This is a genomic window from Metabacillus idriensis (genome assembly GCF_009674765.1).
Taxonomy (GTDB): domain Bacteria; phylum Bacillota; class Bacilli; order Bacillales; family Bacillaceae; genus Bacillus_P; species Bacillus_P idriensis.
Genome location: NZ_WKKF01000002.1, coordinates 466,000 through 481,943 on the forward strand (window position 1 = coordinate 466,000; position 15,944 = coordinate 481,943).

Here is a 15,944-nt window from a genome sequence, read left to right on the forward strand (position 1 = left end):
GTGCACCAATCTGATGGTTTTTCCATTGCATGCAGCCCTGTTAGCAAAAGAGCCTAAATAAATTCTTGTTTGGTAAGGACGGTGTGCGTGATGAGAAAGCCAATTATCGCTGGTAACTGGAAAATGAACAAAGTAATGGGCGAAGCAGCAGCATTCATCGAAGAAGTAAAAGGATTAGTTCCTTCTGCTGACAAAGTTGATGCTGTAGTTTGTGCACCTGCACTATTTTTAGACCGCCTTGTAGAGGCTTCTAAGGGAACAGATGTCAAAATCGGCGCCCAAAACATGCATTTCGAAGAAAATGGAGCATTTACAGGCGAAACAAGTCCTGTGGCACTTAAAGACTTAGGCGTAAGCTACGTGATCCTTGGTCACTCAGAGCGTCGCGAAATGTTTGCTGAAACAGATGAAACAGTTAATAAAAAGACGGCGGCTGCTTTCAAACATGGTCTAGTGCCGATCGTATGCTGCGGCGAAACGCTTGAAGAGCGTGAAGCAGGCAAAACAAATGATCTTGTAGGAGATCAAGTAACAAAAGCACTTGCTGGTTTAACAGACGAGCAATTAAAAGAAGTTGTCATCGCTTATGAGCCAATCTGGGCTATCGGCACTGGCAAATCTTCTTCTGCAAAAGATGCAAATGACGTTTGTTCACACATCCGTTCAGTTGTGGCAGAGAAATTTTCAAAAGAAGTGGCTGAAGCAGTCCGCATTCAATACGGCGGCAGCGTAAAGCCTGAAAACATCAAAGAATACATGTCTGAGTCTGACATCGACGGTGCTTTAGTCGGCGGAGCAAGCCTTGAGCCTCAATCTTTCTTACAGCTTTTGGAGGCAGGAAAACATGAGTAAGAAACCGGTAGCCTTAATTATCCTTGACGGGTTTGCACTTCGCAGCGAAGAGAAGGGTAATGCGGTTGTTCATGCAAAAAAACCAAACTTTGACCGATACTGGAATCAGTATCCTCACGCTACTTTAACGGCAAGCGGCGAAGCAGTCGGCCTGCCAGAAGGACAGATGGGGAATTCAGAGGTCGGGCATTTAAACATCGGTGCCGGCCGCATCGTTTATCAAAGCTTGACGCGCGTGAACGTAGCCATCCGTGAAGGTCAATTTGAGAAAAATGAAACCTTCCTTTCAGCAATGAATCACGTGAAAGAAAACGGCACAAACCTTCATGTTTTTGGATTGCTTTCTGATGGAGGCGTCCATAGCCATATTAATCACCTTTTTGCTTTGCTCAGACTGGCAAAAGAAGAAGGCGTCAAAAATGTTTATATCCATGGCTTCCTTGACGGACGTGATGTTGGACCGCAAACAGCAGAAGGATATATTAAGCAATTGAACGAAAAAATTGAAGAGTATGGTGTTGGTGCAATTGCAACCCTCTCAGGCCGTTATTACTCTATGGACCGCGACAAGCGCTGGGATCGTGTTGAAAAAGCGTACCGCGCAATGGTATACGGCGAGGGCCCAGCTTATACGAATCCGCTTGACTTAGTGGAGGATTCATATAAAAATGGAATCCACGACGAGTTCGTTCTTCCTTCTGTTATGACAAAAGAAGACGGCTCTCCTGTTGCAACAATCAGCGAAAACGATGCGGTTATTTTCTACAATTTCCGCCCGGATCGCGCAATTCAGATTTCAAACACATTTACAAATGAAGACTTCCGTTCATTTGACCGTGGACCAAAGCATCCGAAAAACCTGCATTTTGTATGTTTGACTCATTTTAGTGAAACTGTTGACGGGTATGTTGCATTTAAAGCAACGAACTTGGATAACACACTAGGTGAAGTTCTTTCGCAAAACGGTTTAACCCAGCTTCGGATTGCTGAGACGGAAAAATACCCGCATGTAACATTCTTTATGAGCGGCGGACGTGAAGCGGAATTCCCTGGTGAAGAACGCATCCTGATTGATTCACCAAAAGTCGCAACCTATGACTTGAAGCCTGAGATGAGTGCCTACGAAGTAACGGACGCGTTGCTTGGCGAAATCGAAGCGGACAAGCATAACGCGATCATTCTGAATTTCGCCAACCCAGACATGGTTGGACATTCAGGCATGCTTGAACCAACGATTAAAGCGATTGAAACAGTTGATGAATGTCTTGGCAAAATCGTTGATGCGATTCTTGCAAAAGGCGGAACAGCTATTATTACAGCGGACCATGGAAATGCTGATGAAGTGACAACCTTAGAAGGTACACCAATGACAGCACATACAACAAATCCAGTTCCTGTAATCGTAACAAAGGAAGTTGCAGGCTTAAGAGAAGATGGAATTCTTGGCGACTTAGCGCCAACCATGCTCGACTTGCTTGGAGTAGACCTTCCGAAAGAAATGACAGGTAATTCATTACTTAAAAAATAACCATTTAAAAGGAGAGAAATAAATTATGCCATACATTGTTGATGTATTTGCTCGCGAAGTATTAGACTCACGCGGTAACCCGACAGTTGAAGTAGAAGTACACACAGAAACAGGTGCTATGGGCCGTGCATTGGTTCCATCTGGCGCATCTACTGGTGAATACGAAGCAGTAGAACTACGTGACGGCGACAAATCCCGTTACCTTGGAAAAGGCGTATTGAACGCTGTTAAAAACGTAAACGAAGTAATCGCTCCTGAATTATTAGGTTTCGACGTAACTGAGCAAGTTGCAATCGATCACCTTCTAATCGAACTTGACGGCATGGAAAACAAAGGTAAATTAGGTGCTAACGCAATCCTTGGTGTATCTATGGCAGCAGCTCGTGCAGCAGCTGAATTCCTAGGTCTTCCACTTTACCAATACCTTGGCGGATTCAACGCTAAAACATTGCCAGTACCAATGATGAACATCATCAACGGCGGAGAGCATGCTGATAACAACGTTGACATTCAAGAATTCATGGTTATGCCGGTTGGAGCAGAAGATTTCCACGAAGCACTTCGCATGGGTGCTGAAATCTTCCACAGCCTGAAATCAGTTCTTCAAGGCAAAGGCCTTAACACCGCTGTAGGTGACGAAGGCGGATTCGCTCCAAACCTTGGATCTAACGAAGAAGCTCTTCAAACAATCATCGAAGCAATCGAAAAAGCTGGCTACAAACCTGGCGAGCAAGTAAAACTTGCTATGGACGTTGCAGCTTCTGAAATCTTCAACAAAGAAGACGGCAAATACCACTTATCTGGCGAAGGTGTTGTAAAAACATCTGCTGAAATGGTAGACTTCTACGAAGATTTAGTTTCTAAATACCCAATCATCTCAATTGAAGACGGTTTGGATGAAAACGACTGGGAAGGCCACAAACTATTAACTGAGCGCCTTGGCGACAAAGTTCAATTAGTTGGTGACGACCTATTCGTTACAAACACTAAGAAGCTTGCTGAAGGTATTGAAAAAGGAATCAGCAACTCAATCCTTATCAAAGTTAACCAAATCGGTACATTAACTGAAACATTTGATGCGATCGAAATGGCTAAACGCGCTGGCTACACAGCTGTAATCTCTCACCGTTCTGGTGAAACAGAAGACAGCACAATTGCTGACATCGCTGTAGCAACAAACGCTGGCCAAATCAAAACAGGTGCTCCGTCACGTACTGACCGTGTTGCGAAATACAACCAGCTTCTTCGCATCGAAGATCAGCTTGGTGACACAGCTCGTTACGATGGAATCCACACTTTCTATAACATTAAAAAATAATGAATGAATAAGAAACCGCCCGGGATTTAGATCTTGGGCGGTTTTTTTGTGGGTACATTTTTAGTAGAGGGGCGCCACAAAGGAGTTCTTTCTGCACGAAAAGTGGCAGCACTCATCGGAGTGAAGCCAAAAAACGGTTTGTCCCTCACGAAAAGTGGCAGCACTCATCGGAGTGAAGCCAAAAAACGGTTTGTCCTGCGCGAAAAGTGGCAGCACTCAACAGAGTGGCGCCAGAAAACGGTTCGCCCCGCACGAAAAGTGGCAACACTCACCGGAGATGCGCCAGAAAACGGTTCGTCCTGCGCGAAAAGTGGCAGCACTCATCGGAGATGCGCCAGAAAACGGTTCGCCCTGCGCGAAAAGTGGCAGCACTCAACAGAGTGGCGCCAAAAAACGGTTCGTCCCGCACGAAAAGTGGCAGCACTCAACAGAGTGGCGCCAAAAAACGGTTCGTCCCGCACGAAAAGTGGCAGCACTCATCGGAGAGGCACCAGAAAACGGTTAGCTCTGCGCGAAAAGTGGCAGCACTCATCGGAGAGGCGCCAGAAAACGTTCGTCCCGCACGAAAAGTGGCAGCACTCATCGGAGAGGCACCAGAAAACGTTCGCCCCGCACGAAAAGTGGCAGCACTCATTAAAGTGGCGCCAGAAAACGGTTCGTCCTGCGCGAAAAGTGGCAGCACTCATCGGTGATGCGCCAGAAAACGGTTCGCCCCGCACGAAAAGTGGCAGCACTCATCGGAGTGACGCCACAAATCTATGAGCTACATAGAGAAATTGTTTTTTTATCCCTTCTCAACAAACTTGCTGCCGGGTCCATAGCCAATCCGGTCAAGATTCTCACTGAGAACTCTTTGAAACGCTCTCTTATCTTTTATTCTTCCACACCATTCATACATTTGACTGGTTGTCACCCGCCTATCCGGAAACAGCAGCCTAAACTCCTCCACACTTCTTAAAATGCCATTTTTAAACCTTTCTGAACGTTTGCAGTTTCTACAAACGAGCTTGGTCTTATTAAAAACCTCCATCCCGAGCCTCCCGCACCCTCCGCATACAACCCCCTTTAACAGATCCTCATATCTAAACTCAGGACGCCGTTCATATGGGGATTTTTCCACATGAAGTGACAAAAGCTTCTCCGCAAGCTTCGAGTGAAACCCATTGGATATACGGACATTTTTAAGCCTTTGAGAAAAACGATTCCATTGAGATGGAAAAATCAGTGGGGAGTGTAGAGGAGCATGATACAGGTGAAATTCGGGGTTTACAAAAACCACATAGGCTTCAACCGGTAATGAACACTTTAAAACCTGAAGCTGCCTCCTGAGCAGAGATTCACATCTTTTAAGCTGCAAAATGGGATTTTTGATCTCGGATTTTGTGGTGCACGAGATCCATTCTTCCTTTTCAATGAAGTGGTCTCCTGACAAATTCTTCACTTCAAAAAGATAGATTTTTTGTGGGGCAATGTATAAGGAGTCCATTTGGTAGTGGGAGTTGCTGGTGACAAATAGGAGGTCATTTAAGATGAGTCCTTCTCCCGCCTGTTTTAGCCATCCATCAAAAATTAATTCTCCATCAAAGCCAATTTCGAGATGATTGTAGAGTTTCTCATCTGCTGCAGCTAATTCCATTCGTGCATTTAAACTCCTGTACGTTCTCAGTTCTCCAGATTCTGTTCTTTTTCTTAAAATCAATAAAACTACCTCCTTTCCCCCATCATAAAACCAGCACATCAATCCAGCAAATCACTAAAATGAAATTGTGCATACAAAAAAGCACCTCCCTCAACCGGAGGAAGATGCTTCATTCTTATGATGCCGGTGCCGGTACCGAAACTCCTCATACGCTCCCGAGCCCAGGATAACCCCTGACACAATGAACATGAGACCAATTAAATGCGATGCGTAAATGGCTTCTTTTAAAATAAGAGCCGATCCTGCGAGTGCAAAGAATGTACTCAAATTCATAAAGATTGATGTTTCTGCCGGACCAACCATTCCGATGGCAAAGTTATAGGTCATGTGTCCAATCGCTGTCGCAAGAATGGCTGAGGTGAAAAAGACTCCCCATACAGCAGGCGTTCCGTGAAACAGGCTCTCAATTCCTCCAGGCTCTGTTAACAGACTGATGATAAATAAAACAAGAGATCCAAAGAACAGCATATAGCCTGTCATTAAGCGCGGATCGAGCGTTCGGCACGCTTTTTTAATAATAATGAAGCTGCAGGCCTGTGTGAAAATGGAGATGAAGATGTAGATATCTCCCGTATTCATGCTGCTGATGCCTTTGCTTCCTGCTAAAATGGTAAATCCTACTCCCGTCAGTCCCAGCACAAACCCTGTAAAACGGATGATGGTCAGTCTTTGATTAAGAAAAAGAATCGATAAGATAGCTGTAAGCATTGGACCGAGGCCGAGTATTAAACCGCCATTTGTAGAAGTAGTCATTGTAAGTCCTACAGAAAGGAAATAATGATGACACACAACGTTCAGCAGGCCGCCCCCTGTAATATACATGGTTTCCTTAAGAGTCGGTTTGCGGAGAAGTTTAAAAAAAGATAAGATAATCAGTACACAAATACTTGCTGTGAAAATGCGTAAGGCTGTTACTGTTACGGGCATAAAGCTGTCAACGATGATTTTGAGTAAAGGCACATTTAGTCCCCATATGAGCATAACACCGATCAAGATAAGATAGATGCGTGTGTTTTTCAAGGTTTTCCCTTCTTTCTGCAAAACTATCTAAGTAGCATATCACAAAGGAAGCTTTTCCCTCAAAAGAATTGTTTCGGAATGCTAAGAATAAAGAATGGACAAACGTTCGAATGATAGTGACATTTGACCGTCAATATGGTAAATTGAAAATAATGCTAACCGGGTTCTAGGAGGTGTCGTCCATGCACATTTTATTAATCACATTACTTGTAATTGTAAGTATTGCTCTTATTACTGTTGTTTTACTTCAGTCAGGCAAAAGTGCTGGTTTATCAGGTGCTATCTCCGGAGGAGCTGAACAGCTTTTCGGAAAACAAAAAGCACGCGGAATGGATTTGGTGCTTCATCGTGCGACAGTCGTGTTATCAGTTCTCTTCTTTATACTGACGATTGCGGTTTCGTACGCTGGATTTTAATACATGACATTGATCGAACGGGGGTCTGATTCTTATCAGACTCCTTTTGTCATTGTATAGGAAATTATAAAAGTTATAAGGTTGTGGATATATAGATAAAGTTATCTACGTCCAGCTCCAGCGCCTAGATCCTCGGTCAGAACGAATCCGCCAAAAAAGACAAACCCGGACTTTTCTGTCGGATTCTTATCTGCCTGTCGGATCTGACCAAGGCGCTTGCGCTTTTGTTCTTTATCCAGAATCCCTTGCCGAATCAACATTTTTGCCCTTTAATCAAACGTTTGTTTAAATAGAAACAGATGATGGAACCTTATAAATAGATACTTACATAAAAGGAGTTTTTTATATGAAGAGAGTTTTGCCAAAACCATTTACATTTGAAGGCGGAGACCGTGCCGTTCTGCTGCTTCACGGTTTTACGGGCAACACAGCTGACGTCAGGATGCTTGGACGCTATTTGAATGAAAGAGGATATACTTGCCATGCCCCGCAATACAAAGGCCATGGCGTGCCGCCTGAAGAGCTTGTGCATACTGGTCCTGAAGATTGGTGGAAGGACGTGATGGACGGCTATAATCTGCTGAAAGAGCGCGGCCATGAATCGATTGCAGTTGCCGGGTTATCCCTTGGCGGTGTGTTTTCTGTGAAATTGGGTTACACTGTACCTGTAAAGGGTATTGTTCCGATGTGCGCCCCTATGTATATCAAGAGTGAAGAAGTGATGTACAAGGGTATTTTAGAGTATGCCCGCAACTTTAAGAAATTCGAAGGAAAATCAGAGGCAGAAATCGAAGAGGAAATGAAGCAATTTGAGAAAACGCCGATGAATACACTGAGGGCTCTACAGGAACTGATTGCAGATGTGAGGAACAATGTGGATATGGTTTATTCGCCTGCATTTGTCGCTCAAGCGAGACATGACCACATGATTAATACAGATAGTGCAAATATTATTTATAACGAAGTAGAATCTGATAACAAGCATTTAAAATGGTACGAAGAATCAGGACATGTCATCACACTGGATAAAGAGCGCGATCAGCTTCATGCAGATGTTTATGAGTTTTTAGAAAGTCTTGATTGGCAATAATCCCAAAAGGAGGGACGCAAATGGATAATAATATGAAGATACATATTAATAAACTGCTTTCTTTTATGAAAGAAGAGGCATACAAGCCTTTAACCGTCCAGGAGCTTGAAGAAGCGTTTGGAATTGAGGATTCTTCTGAATTCAAGGAGTTTGTAAAAGCTCTTGTCATGATGGAGGAACAAGGTCTGGTTGTGCGCACAAGAAGCAACCGCTATGGTTTGCCAGAACGAATGAATTTAATCCGCGGAAGAGTCAGCGGACATGCGAAAGGATTTGCCTTTGTCATTACAGAGGATCCAAATCAGGGAGATGTGTTTATTCCGCCGAGCGAGCTTGGTAACGCCATGCACGGGGATACTGTCCTGGTCAGAGTCAGCACAGAATCCAGCGGAAGCAGGCAGGAAGGCACAGTCATCCGCATCGTTGAGCGCGGTCTGAAAGAGGTTGTCGGAACCTATACAGAAAGCAAAAACTTCGGTTTTGTCATTCCTGACGATAAAAAGATTCCAAATGATATTTTCATCCCTAAAAAAGCTTCAAATGGAGCGATTGAAGGACACAAAGTGGTCGTTCATCTGACAACATACCCAGAAGGAAGAATGAGTGCAGAAGGCGAAGTTATTGCAATCCTTGGCCATAAAAACGATCCAGGCGTTGATATTTTGTCTGTCATTCATAAGCATGGGCTGCCTCAGGCTTTCCCGGTCGAGGTTCTCGAACAGGCAAATGATGTTCCTGAAACGATCAGTGAAGAGGATATCAAGGACCGCAGAGATCTTCGCAATGAAGTCATTGTCACAATTGATGGTGCCGATGCAAAAGATCTTGATGATGCGGTTACAGTAACAGAGCTTGAAAACGGAAATTACAAATTAGGCGTTCATATCGCAGATGTCAGTCATTATGTAACAGAGAACTCGCCAATTGATAAGGAAGCATTAGAGCGCGCAACGAGCGTTTATTTAGTTGACCGCGTTATTCCAATGATTCCGCACCGTTTATCAAACGGCATTTGTTCTCTTAATCCAAAAGTAGACCGTCTGACGCTCTCTTGTGAAATGGAGATCAACAGCCAAGGGGAAGTCGTAAAGCACGAAATTTTCCAAAGCGTCATCAAAACGACTGAACGCATGACGTATTCAGATGTGAAGGAAATCCTGGTCGATCAAAAACCTGAACTGCTTGAGAAATATGAAGCGCTTGTGCCGATGTTCCAGCGGATGGAGAAGCTTGCGCAAATTCTCCGCAACAAACGGATGACCCGCGGGGCAATTGACTTTGATTTTAAAGAAGCAAAAGTGCTGGTTGATAAAGAAGGAAAGCCTCATGATGTTGTTATACGTGAAAGAACAGTCGCAGAACGCCTGATTGAAGAATTCATGCTGCTTGCCAACGAAACAGTTGCAGAGCATTTCCATTGGATGAATGTACCATTTATTTACCGTATCCATGAGGAGCCAAATGCTGAAAAACTGCAGAGGTTCTTAGAATTTGTGACTAACTTTGGATACTCCGTAAAAGGAACAGCAAACACGATTCACCCTCGTGCCCTGCAGGATATCCTAGATGATGTAGCGGGACAGCCTGAGGAAATGGTCATCTCAACTGTCATGCTGAGATCGATGAAGCAGGCAAAATATGATCCGGAAAGTCTGGGGCATTTTGGCCTTTCGACCGAGTTCTATACTCATTTCACATCACCGATCCGCCGTTATCCGGATTTAATCGTCCATCGCTTAATCCGCACCTACTTAATTGAAGGCAAGGTGGATGAAGCAACGAAAACTAAATGGGCAGAAAAAATGGATATGATTGCGGATCAGTCATCGAATATGGAGCGCCGTGCAGTTGATGCAGAGCGTGAAACAGATGACCTTAAGAAAACAGAATACATGCTTGATAAAGTCGGGGAAGAATATGACGGCATTATCAGCTCAGTAACAAACTTCGGAATGTTCGTTGAACTTCCTAATACAATCGAAGGTCTTGTTCACGTCAGCTATTTGACCGACGATTATTACCGATATGATGAGCGCAATTACGCAATGATCGGCGAACGGACAGGAACTGTCTACCGCATTGGTGACGAAATTACAGTACGCGTAGTCAATGTAAACAAAGATGAACGCGCTGTTGATTTTGAAATCGTCGGGATGAAAGGGACAAGACGCCGTCAGCCGAATGATGCTCCTAAAGTGATTAAAGGAGATCGCGGTAAACGAAGCGGTGCTAAAGAGGGCAGAGGCAGAAGAAAATCATCAGATGACAGAAAAGCACCTGCAGAGCGAAGCGGCAGTGTTGATGATGGCTGGAGCAATCAAAACCCGAACAAAAAGAAGAAGAAGAAAAAATCGTTTCAAAATGCTCCTGCAAGCAAACGAAAAGTGAAAAAGAAAAAACGTTAAGCTTTAGTATACTGAATAGAAAACGTGATGGGAGCCTCTCAGGCTTCCTTTTCCATTCATATTTTGATAAAATAGAGCCTATCGCTATAGAGAGAGAAAGGGGGATGCAGCATGCCAAAAGGAGCCGGAAAAGTCGTTGCTCAAAATAAAAAAGCAAACCATGACTATTCTATTGAAGAGACGTATGAAACAGGCATTGTTTTGCAGGGAACGGAAATCAAAGCGATTCGTGCTGGACGCGTGAATTTAAAGGACGCTTTTGCAAGAGTGCAGCAGGGAGAGGTTTTCCTTCATAACATGCATATCTCGCCGTACGAACAAGGCAACCGCTATAATCATGAGCCCCTGAGAACTAGAAAGCTTTTGCTTCACCGCAAAGAAATCAGCAAGCTGATCGGACTTACAAAAGAAGAAGGCTATGCGCTTGTTCCTTTGAAAGTTTACCTGAAAAACGGCTTTGCCAAGGTTTTGCTTGGACTCGGTAAGGGTAAAAAGAAATATGACAAACGTGAAGACTTAAAGAAAAAAGAAGCGAAACGTGAAGTGGAACGAGCTTTCCGCGATCGTCAGAAGGACTATTGATTGACAATAACTTACAATTGATTTATTGTCCCTATCTGATATAATAGAACTTGTAAGACAAACAACAATTTCATATCCGCTCTGATCTTTCATGAGCGTTTCCGTTTCCCTTTAAGGGACTTCCCATAGTGAAGCTGGATTAACTTCCATGCTGAACTTATTATCATGGGGACGTTACGGATTCGACAGGGATAGTTCGAGCTTTAGTTGCGAGTCGAGGGGATCGTCCTCGTTAAAACGTCACGCCAATAATAACTGGCAAAACTAACAACAACTTCGCTTTAGCTGCTTAATAACAGACTATAGCGGTTCCTCCCTCCATCGCCCATGTGGTAGGGTAAGGGACTCACTCTAAGTGGGCTACGCCTGATGCCTCCGTCTGGGGATAAAGGAAGAGACCAATCAGACTAGCTGCTCCGACGCCCGTTGATAGGCATAAGAGTTAGCGAATTGCGAATATATCAACTACACTCGTAGACGCTTTAGTGGCGATGTTTCTGGACGTGGGTTCGACTCCCACCGTCTCCACCATACATACTTGGTGACTAATTATAATACGATATAAATAACGGACTTGCCGATAGGCAGGTCCGTTTTTGGCTTCTCCGAAAAGTTTGTTATCAATCCTAAAAGCGTTAATATGGAATAAAATTGAAATTTTTAGGAGGGTAGAAAAAATGAAGGTTATAGGCTATCGATATGTTTCAGTCTCTGAACATAGTATGGATATGGCAGATTTTTTTGAAAATAAGCTCGGTATTCCAAACGACTGGAAAGCTGCAGAAGAGCACCAGGGCGGGGTTTTCAAAAGTGGTCAAAGCGCCCTTGAGTTTTGGAGAAAAAGTGAATGCATGCCAGAGTCGGTCATGCTGCAGCTCCTTGTTGATGATGCAGATGAGTTTGCTCAATTTGCGTATTCTAAAGGGGTAAGGCTGGATGGTCCAATAATTTGAGAATGATGAAAAAATATACTCATTGACTGCTACTGACGGGATGCAGGTAACCTTACATTCATCAGCTGAATAAAACCTGTAAAAAAGCCAGAATCATCGCGATTCTGGCTTTTTCCTACACTTTAATATACCGTCCCTTTTTATGTAAAACCATCGCAACAATTGTCCAAAACAAGAGCATGATCAAAGCATATGTAATCTGCGGGAAAGGACTGAGTGTGTTTACCCATTCAAGAAGGTAGGAGTTTAAGGTGCGCGCATCCGCTGTGATTGTAATATGAGTCAGCACCGCAGCAATGATAAACTTCCCAAAGTAAATTAAAAAGCTGTTTCGTCCATAAGCTTCTAGGAACCAGACAAATGGTTTCAGCCCAGTATGTTTAGCATCGACTTCCCGTTTATCGAATATGAGATAGAAAACGGAAATCATGATTGATACAGTACCAGCGGCAAGCATAGCGAATGCAGGTGTCCACATTCTTTTATTGTAAGGGAGAAAGTGATCCCATATTAGTGAGAATAGAATTAAAACTGCACCTAAAGCTAATAATTCCTTCCAGGCGCCTGTTTCTTTTCTGGTCAGGATGAGTCTGCCGATTGCATATCCCATTAAAACATTTCCAAGTGCAGCAAAACTTGTGACCATTCCTTCAGGATCGAATCCTCTTTGGCCCTGCTGGTAAATATGATTTTCACCGAATATAGCTCCATCAATCGGACCCGAGAGATTACACTGCTCCTGCGGGAGTCCCCCTTCACAGGATTGTGCGGCATATAAGAGAATTCCTCCGTACAGGCTCCATAGAAAAAGAGCGAAAAGAATGAGCTGGATTGGAGATTTAATAAATCTAGTAATGAATACAGCAGAGATGCCTAAAAAAGCAAACATCTGCAAAACACCTGTAAATCGCATGTTTGATAAATCGAAACTCCAGGAAACAATAATTGTAAAAAGCAGCCCATAGATAACTAACCGGATGGTGCGTTTTATAATTTTTTCCCAGGATACGCCTCTTTGATAAGCAATCGCCATACTGGTTCCGAAGATTGTGATAAATGAAGGCAAAATAAGGTCAATAATTGTTACTCCGTACCAATCTGCATGACGTAAATATTCATAACCCCCATATGGGATTGTGCTTAAAAAAACAGACAGCATAACAATGAACCCTCTCGACATATCAAGAGAATACACTCTTTTTTTATTGATTTTCTTTTCTTGAAGCTGTTCCATATTAAGTTCCTTTCGTCACGTCTTAATAGTAATCCTACTAGCAAAGTATACATGAGAACGGGAATCTTTGGTACAATACATTTATCAAAAAGGAATGCTTATCTATATATGGGGGATTTTATGAAAATTGTATATTTGCTGCTGTTCATGCTTCCGCTGTCAATGATAAGCGGCTGTATGCCTTTGGGTGATGAGCCTGCTGCTGCCGTCTATTATTCACCGCATGCAGATGATGAGGCTCTCAGTATGGGCGGTTCGATGCTTGCGTCTCTAGAAAAGGGAGATCAGGTTGCAGTTGTCTTATTGTCAAAAGGAAAAGCAAGCGGAGCGAGAGATCTTGTGAACAGCAGGCTGGAAAAAGAAGCTAAACCTGTCCTTTCAGTAGAGGAATTTGGAGAAGCCCGTGTAAAAGAGTTCAAAAAATCAGCAGAGGCACTTGGGGTTGATCCTGAAAATATCTTCATATATGATCTGCCTGATGGGGACATTCAAAAAGAAGCTGTTTCAAAAATTATGGAAAAAATGAACAAGCAATTCCCAAACGCTTCACACCACGCTATGTCTTATAAGGATCCGCATCGTGATCACGCTGCCTCAGGCATGGCTCTAAAAGACTTAGTAGAAAAAGGCGTGATTTCTGCCGGGTATTTCTATCTTCCTATTCAGGAACACCAGACCATCGACTTTAAAGATGCTTTCGCTGTTCCGGACGACCTTGCAGAAAACTATAGAAAAAGCCTGGACAGCTATAAGATCTGGGATCCGGATAATGGATTTTATGCAATCGGATATATGTCTGTAGATTCCTATTTCCATTCTGCCGAAGCGATATTGGAGAGCAAATGGCATCAATAATTCATTCGGTACTCATCTTCGTGATGAGTTTTCTTCATTTGCATGAACTCCTTTATATAAAAATACAGTTAGCATAGGAGGAAAAATGGACATTTGCCAGCTAACCTATTTCCTTAAGATCACAGAAAAAACGCTTGCTGCCAAACGTTTTTTCTTGGTTTTCAGGTTCTTGAGCCTCTAATCAACTGGAATCATAATAGAATCATTATAGAGTTTCATATAATGAAACCCTTCTATTAACAGAACTTCTGGTGTTGTCTCTGTTTCAAAAATCAACGTTCTTTCTTTCATTACCCGTCCGTTTTCTTGCTTTGTGCTGGTTTGTTTGATTGTTGTTTTTATAGGGGTTTCGATATCGTCCGATGCAATGGATACCCCATCAAGCATGACGTCATCATCTGTAGCAATAGTGATCTCAGCTCCTTGAGATGTCATGGATACTTTCTTTATCATCAATTCTTTCCCGCTTAGTTTGATGATTTCATTTTCATTTGAAGCAAGCGTGATTTTTTCATTCAGCTGTTGATAGCCTGCAAATTCCTTCAATACAAGTTCTAACGTCTCCAGTTTTTCCGGCAGAGCATCATAGCTGATATCAAATGTTTTGCCTATTAGAGAGGATTTGCTGCCGCCTCCTGTTAATGGCACGGGTTTGCCATTTGCTCTTAACTCAATTCCTCCCAGTGCAAAGTCAACCCTGTCAAAGTTATCTACATTCAGTTTTCCCTCAATGACTGTCATGGTCGGTGTAGCTTTTATAGAGCTGAATGTGATTTTGCCCTTATCGACGTTAAGTGTTTGCTTAATCGGTTGTTTTACAATTGATTGCATGGCTTTGTTTGGATTGAAGGGAAAGGTGAGCTTTTCTTCTTTTAATTGTCCAATTTCCGTTAGATGCGAAAAATGCAGCGTTAACTCTTTTGAAAAGGGACTGACGGGTTCGAATGACAAGATTCCCTTTAATTCAGTACCAGTTTCATTTAACTGAGAGGTACCGTATTCTGAATGTGAATTAGTAAAAAGGCCAGTGATCCTCGCAGGATTCATTTCGTAGATGCTGTCATCATTCATTCCTGCAGGGTTTGACAGGGTGTAAAACATAACAAACTGATTGCCATCTGCCATCACTCCATTTAATTCAAATATCGTTCCATTACCAAGGGTGGTCTTTTTTTCGATCATTTGCCCCAATCCTTTTTCATTGAGCTCATTTAGTGTACCTGAACTCAATTCATCAAATCCCAAAAGCTTCTTGCCGTAAAAGGCAAAAGCATTATATTGAAACGTGATGAAGCCAAGCAGGAATATGGCCGCGGCTGCTGTTAAGACAAGAGAGGCTGAACGTTTTCTTCTTTTAACTGGAGCTGACTGAAGCGAGTTCCGCAATCTTGTTTCCAGTTCCTCAGGTACCTGAATGGATTCCATTTTCCTTTTAGCATCATCAAAATGTTTTTCGATGTTATCCAATATCTTCACCTCCGAAAAGCTTTCTCAGCTTTTTAAGTCCTTGAAAGATTCTTGATTTCACAGTACCAATAGGGGTATTGGTGATTTCCGCAATCGTTTGATAGTCGAAATCATGCAAATATTTTAAGGTGACTGCTTCTTTTTGCTCTTCATTTAAATGAACAAGAAGCTCCTGAATCTCCATTAGCTGCTCACTTTTTATTAAGGGATTTGTTTCTTTCCCTTCTGAAGATGTCCAATCTTCCATTAAGATCGTCCTCTTCCGCTCGCGAAGCAGTGATTTGCAGCAATTGACCAAGATGGTTTTGCTCCAGCTGTGAAACGCCTCAGGTTTTTTCAGCTGATCCAGTTTTTCATATACTCGTACAATCATTTCATCCATTGCATCCATCGCATCATGTGTATTCCCCATATAGGTTAGAGCAAGTTTATAATAAGCATCTTTTTCAGACATGATTAAATGAAGCAATGCTTCTTTATTGCCTTTCTTCGCCTTTTTCACTAATCGTCCGGCATTCATCCCTT

General features: G+C 42.9%; 15 protein-coding genes and 1 other RNA gene. 10 read left to right on the forward strand and 6 right to left on the reverse strand.

Features of this window, described 5'->3' with window-relative positions:
• The first annotated feature begins 90 nt into the window (after positions 1-90).
• The 3 genes from tpiA to eno are packed head-to-tail and all read left to right on the forward strand — an operon-like array spanning position 91 to position 3,698.
• On the forward strand, positions 91-852 hold the full coding sequence (tpiA, locus tag GJU41_RS10540; protein ID WP_070878079.1) for a triose-phosphate isomerase: 762 nt from the start codon (positions 91-93) through the stop codon (positions 850-852).
• Complete coding sequence (gene gpmI / locus GJU41_RS10545; protein WP_154318568.1) at positions 845-2,380, forward strand: 2,3-bisphosphoglycerate-independent phosphoglycerate mutase; 1,536 nt, start codon at positions 845-847, stop codon at positions 2,378-2,380. Before tpiA ends, gpmI begins: the two co-directional genes overlap by 8 nt.
• A 25-nt stretch (positions 2,381-2,405) precedes the next feature.
• A complete protein-coding gene (gene eno, locus GJU41_RS10550) occupies positions 2,406-3,698 on the forward strand; it encodes a phosphopyruvate hydratase (RefSeq protein ID WP_070878081.1) in 1,293 nt (430 codons plus the stop codon).
• 784 nt (positions 3,699-4,482) lie between these two features.
• On the opposite strand, the gene GJU41_RS10555 is transcribed toward eno, so the two are convergent.
• Positions 4,483-5,397 carry a nuclease-related domain-containing protein gene (locus tag GJU41_RS10555; RefSeq protein ID WP_170292771.1) on the reverse strand — a complete coding sequence of 305 codons (915 nt, stop codon included), beginning with the start codon at positions 5,395-5,397 and terminating at the stop codon, positions 4,483-4,485.
• Between the two features lie 90 nt (positions 5,398-5,487).
• Positions 5,488-6,417, reverse strand: coding sequence for a DMT family transporter (locus GJU41_RS10560; protein WP_070874454.1), 930 nt, complete (start codon positions 6,415-6,417; stop codon positions 5,488-5,490).
• A gap of 182 nt (positions 6,418-6,599) precedes the next feature.
• Between GJU41_RS10560 and secG the strand changes: the two genes are divergently transcribed.
• Entirely contained in the window at positions 6,600-6,833 is a 234-nt protein-coding gene (gene secG, locus GJU41_RS10565; protein ID WP_070874455.1) for a preprotein translocase subunit SecG, read from the forward strand.
• A gap of 101 nt (positions 6,834-6,934) precedes the next feature.
• Here the strand turns inward: secG and GJU41_RS10570 are convergent, their stop codons facing one another.
• Entirely contained in the window at positions 6,935-7,093 is a 159-nt protein-coding gene (locus GJU41_RS10570) for a hypothetical protein (protein WP_170292772.1), read from the reverse strand.
• A gap of 86 nt (positions 7,094-7,179) precedes the next feature.
• On the opposite strand from GJU41_RS10570, the gene GJU41_RS10575 reads away from it, so the two are divergent.
• The 5 genes from GJU41_RS10575 to GJU41_RS10595 all read left to right on the forward strand — a co-directional run bounded on the left by GJU41_RS10575 (position 7,180) and on the right by GJU41_RS10595 (position 11,863).
• Positions 7,180-7,923 (forward strand): alpha/beta hydrolase, encoded by a 744-nt coding sequence (locus GJU41_RS10575; protein ID WP_070874456.1) that lies wholly within the window; start codon positions 7,180-7,182, stop codon positions 7,921-7,923.
• 20 nt (positions 7,924-7,943) lie between these two features.
• Positions 7,944-10,328 (forward strand): ribonuclease R, encoded by a 2,385-nt coding sequence (rnr, locus tag GJU41_RS10580; RefSeq protein WP_154318571.1) that lies wholly within the window; start codon positions 7,944-7,946, stop codon positions 10,326-10,328.
• 111 nt (positions 10,329-10,439) lie between these two features.
• Positions 10,440-10,910 (forward strand): SsrA-binding protein SmpB, encoded by a 471-nt coding sequence (smpB, locus tag GJU41_RS10585; protein ID WP_070874458.1) that lies wholly within the window; start codon positions 10,440-10,442, stop codon positions 10,908-10,910.
• Positions 10,911-11,077: 167 nt separating this feature from the next.
• Positions 11,078-11,441, forward strand: a transfer-messenger RNA (tmRNA) gene (ssrA, locus tag GJU41_RS10590).
• Positions 11,442-11,587: 146 nt separating this feature from the next.
• On the forward strand, positions 11,588-11,863 hold the full coding sequence (locus GJU41_RS10595; protein ID WP_070874459.1) for a hypothetical protein: 276 nt from the start codon (positions 11,588-11,590) through the stop codon (positions 11,861-11,863).
• 115 nt (positions 11,864-11,978) lie between these two features.
• Here GJU41_RS10595 and GJU41_RS10600 read toward each other — a convergent pair whose 3' ends face one another.
• The gene (locus tag GJU41_RS10600) at positions 11,979-13,097 is read right to left on the reverse strand and encodes an acyltransferase family protein (protein ID WP_070874460.1); all 1,119 of its coding nucleotides are present in this window, start codon (positions 13,095-13,097) and stop codon (positions 11,979-11,981) included.
• A gap of 120 nt (positions 13,098-13,217) precedes the next feature.
• Between GJU41_RS10600 and GJU41_RS10605 the strand changes: the two genes are divergently transcribed.
• A complete protein-coding gene (locus tag GJU41_RS10605) occupies positions 13,218-13,952 on the forward strand; it encodes a PIG-L family deacetylase (protein ID WP_070874461.1) in 735 nt (244 codons plus the stop codon).
• A 177-nt stretch (positions 13,953-14,129) separates the two neighbouring features.
• Here the strand turns inward: GJU41_RS10605 and GJU41_RS10610 are convergent, their stop codons facing one another.
• Complete coding sequence (locus GJU41_RS10610) at positions 14,130-15,419, reverse strand: DUF4179 domain-containing protein (RefSeq protein ID WP_154318572.1); 1,290 nt, start codon at positions 15,417-15,419, stop codon at positions 14,130-14,132.
• Positions 15,412-15,939, reverse strand: a complete 528-nt coding sequence (locus GJU41_RS10615) for a sigma-70 family RNA polymerase sigma factor (protein ID WP_070874463.1) — start codon at positions 15,937-15,939, stop codon at positions 15,412-15,414. The genes GJU41_RS10610 and GJU41_RS10615 overlap by 8 nt, the downstream gene beginning before the upstream one ends.
• Positions 15,940-15,944: the final 5 nt, after the last annotated feature.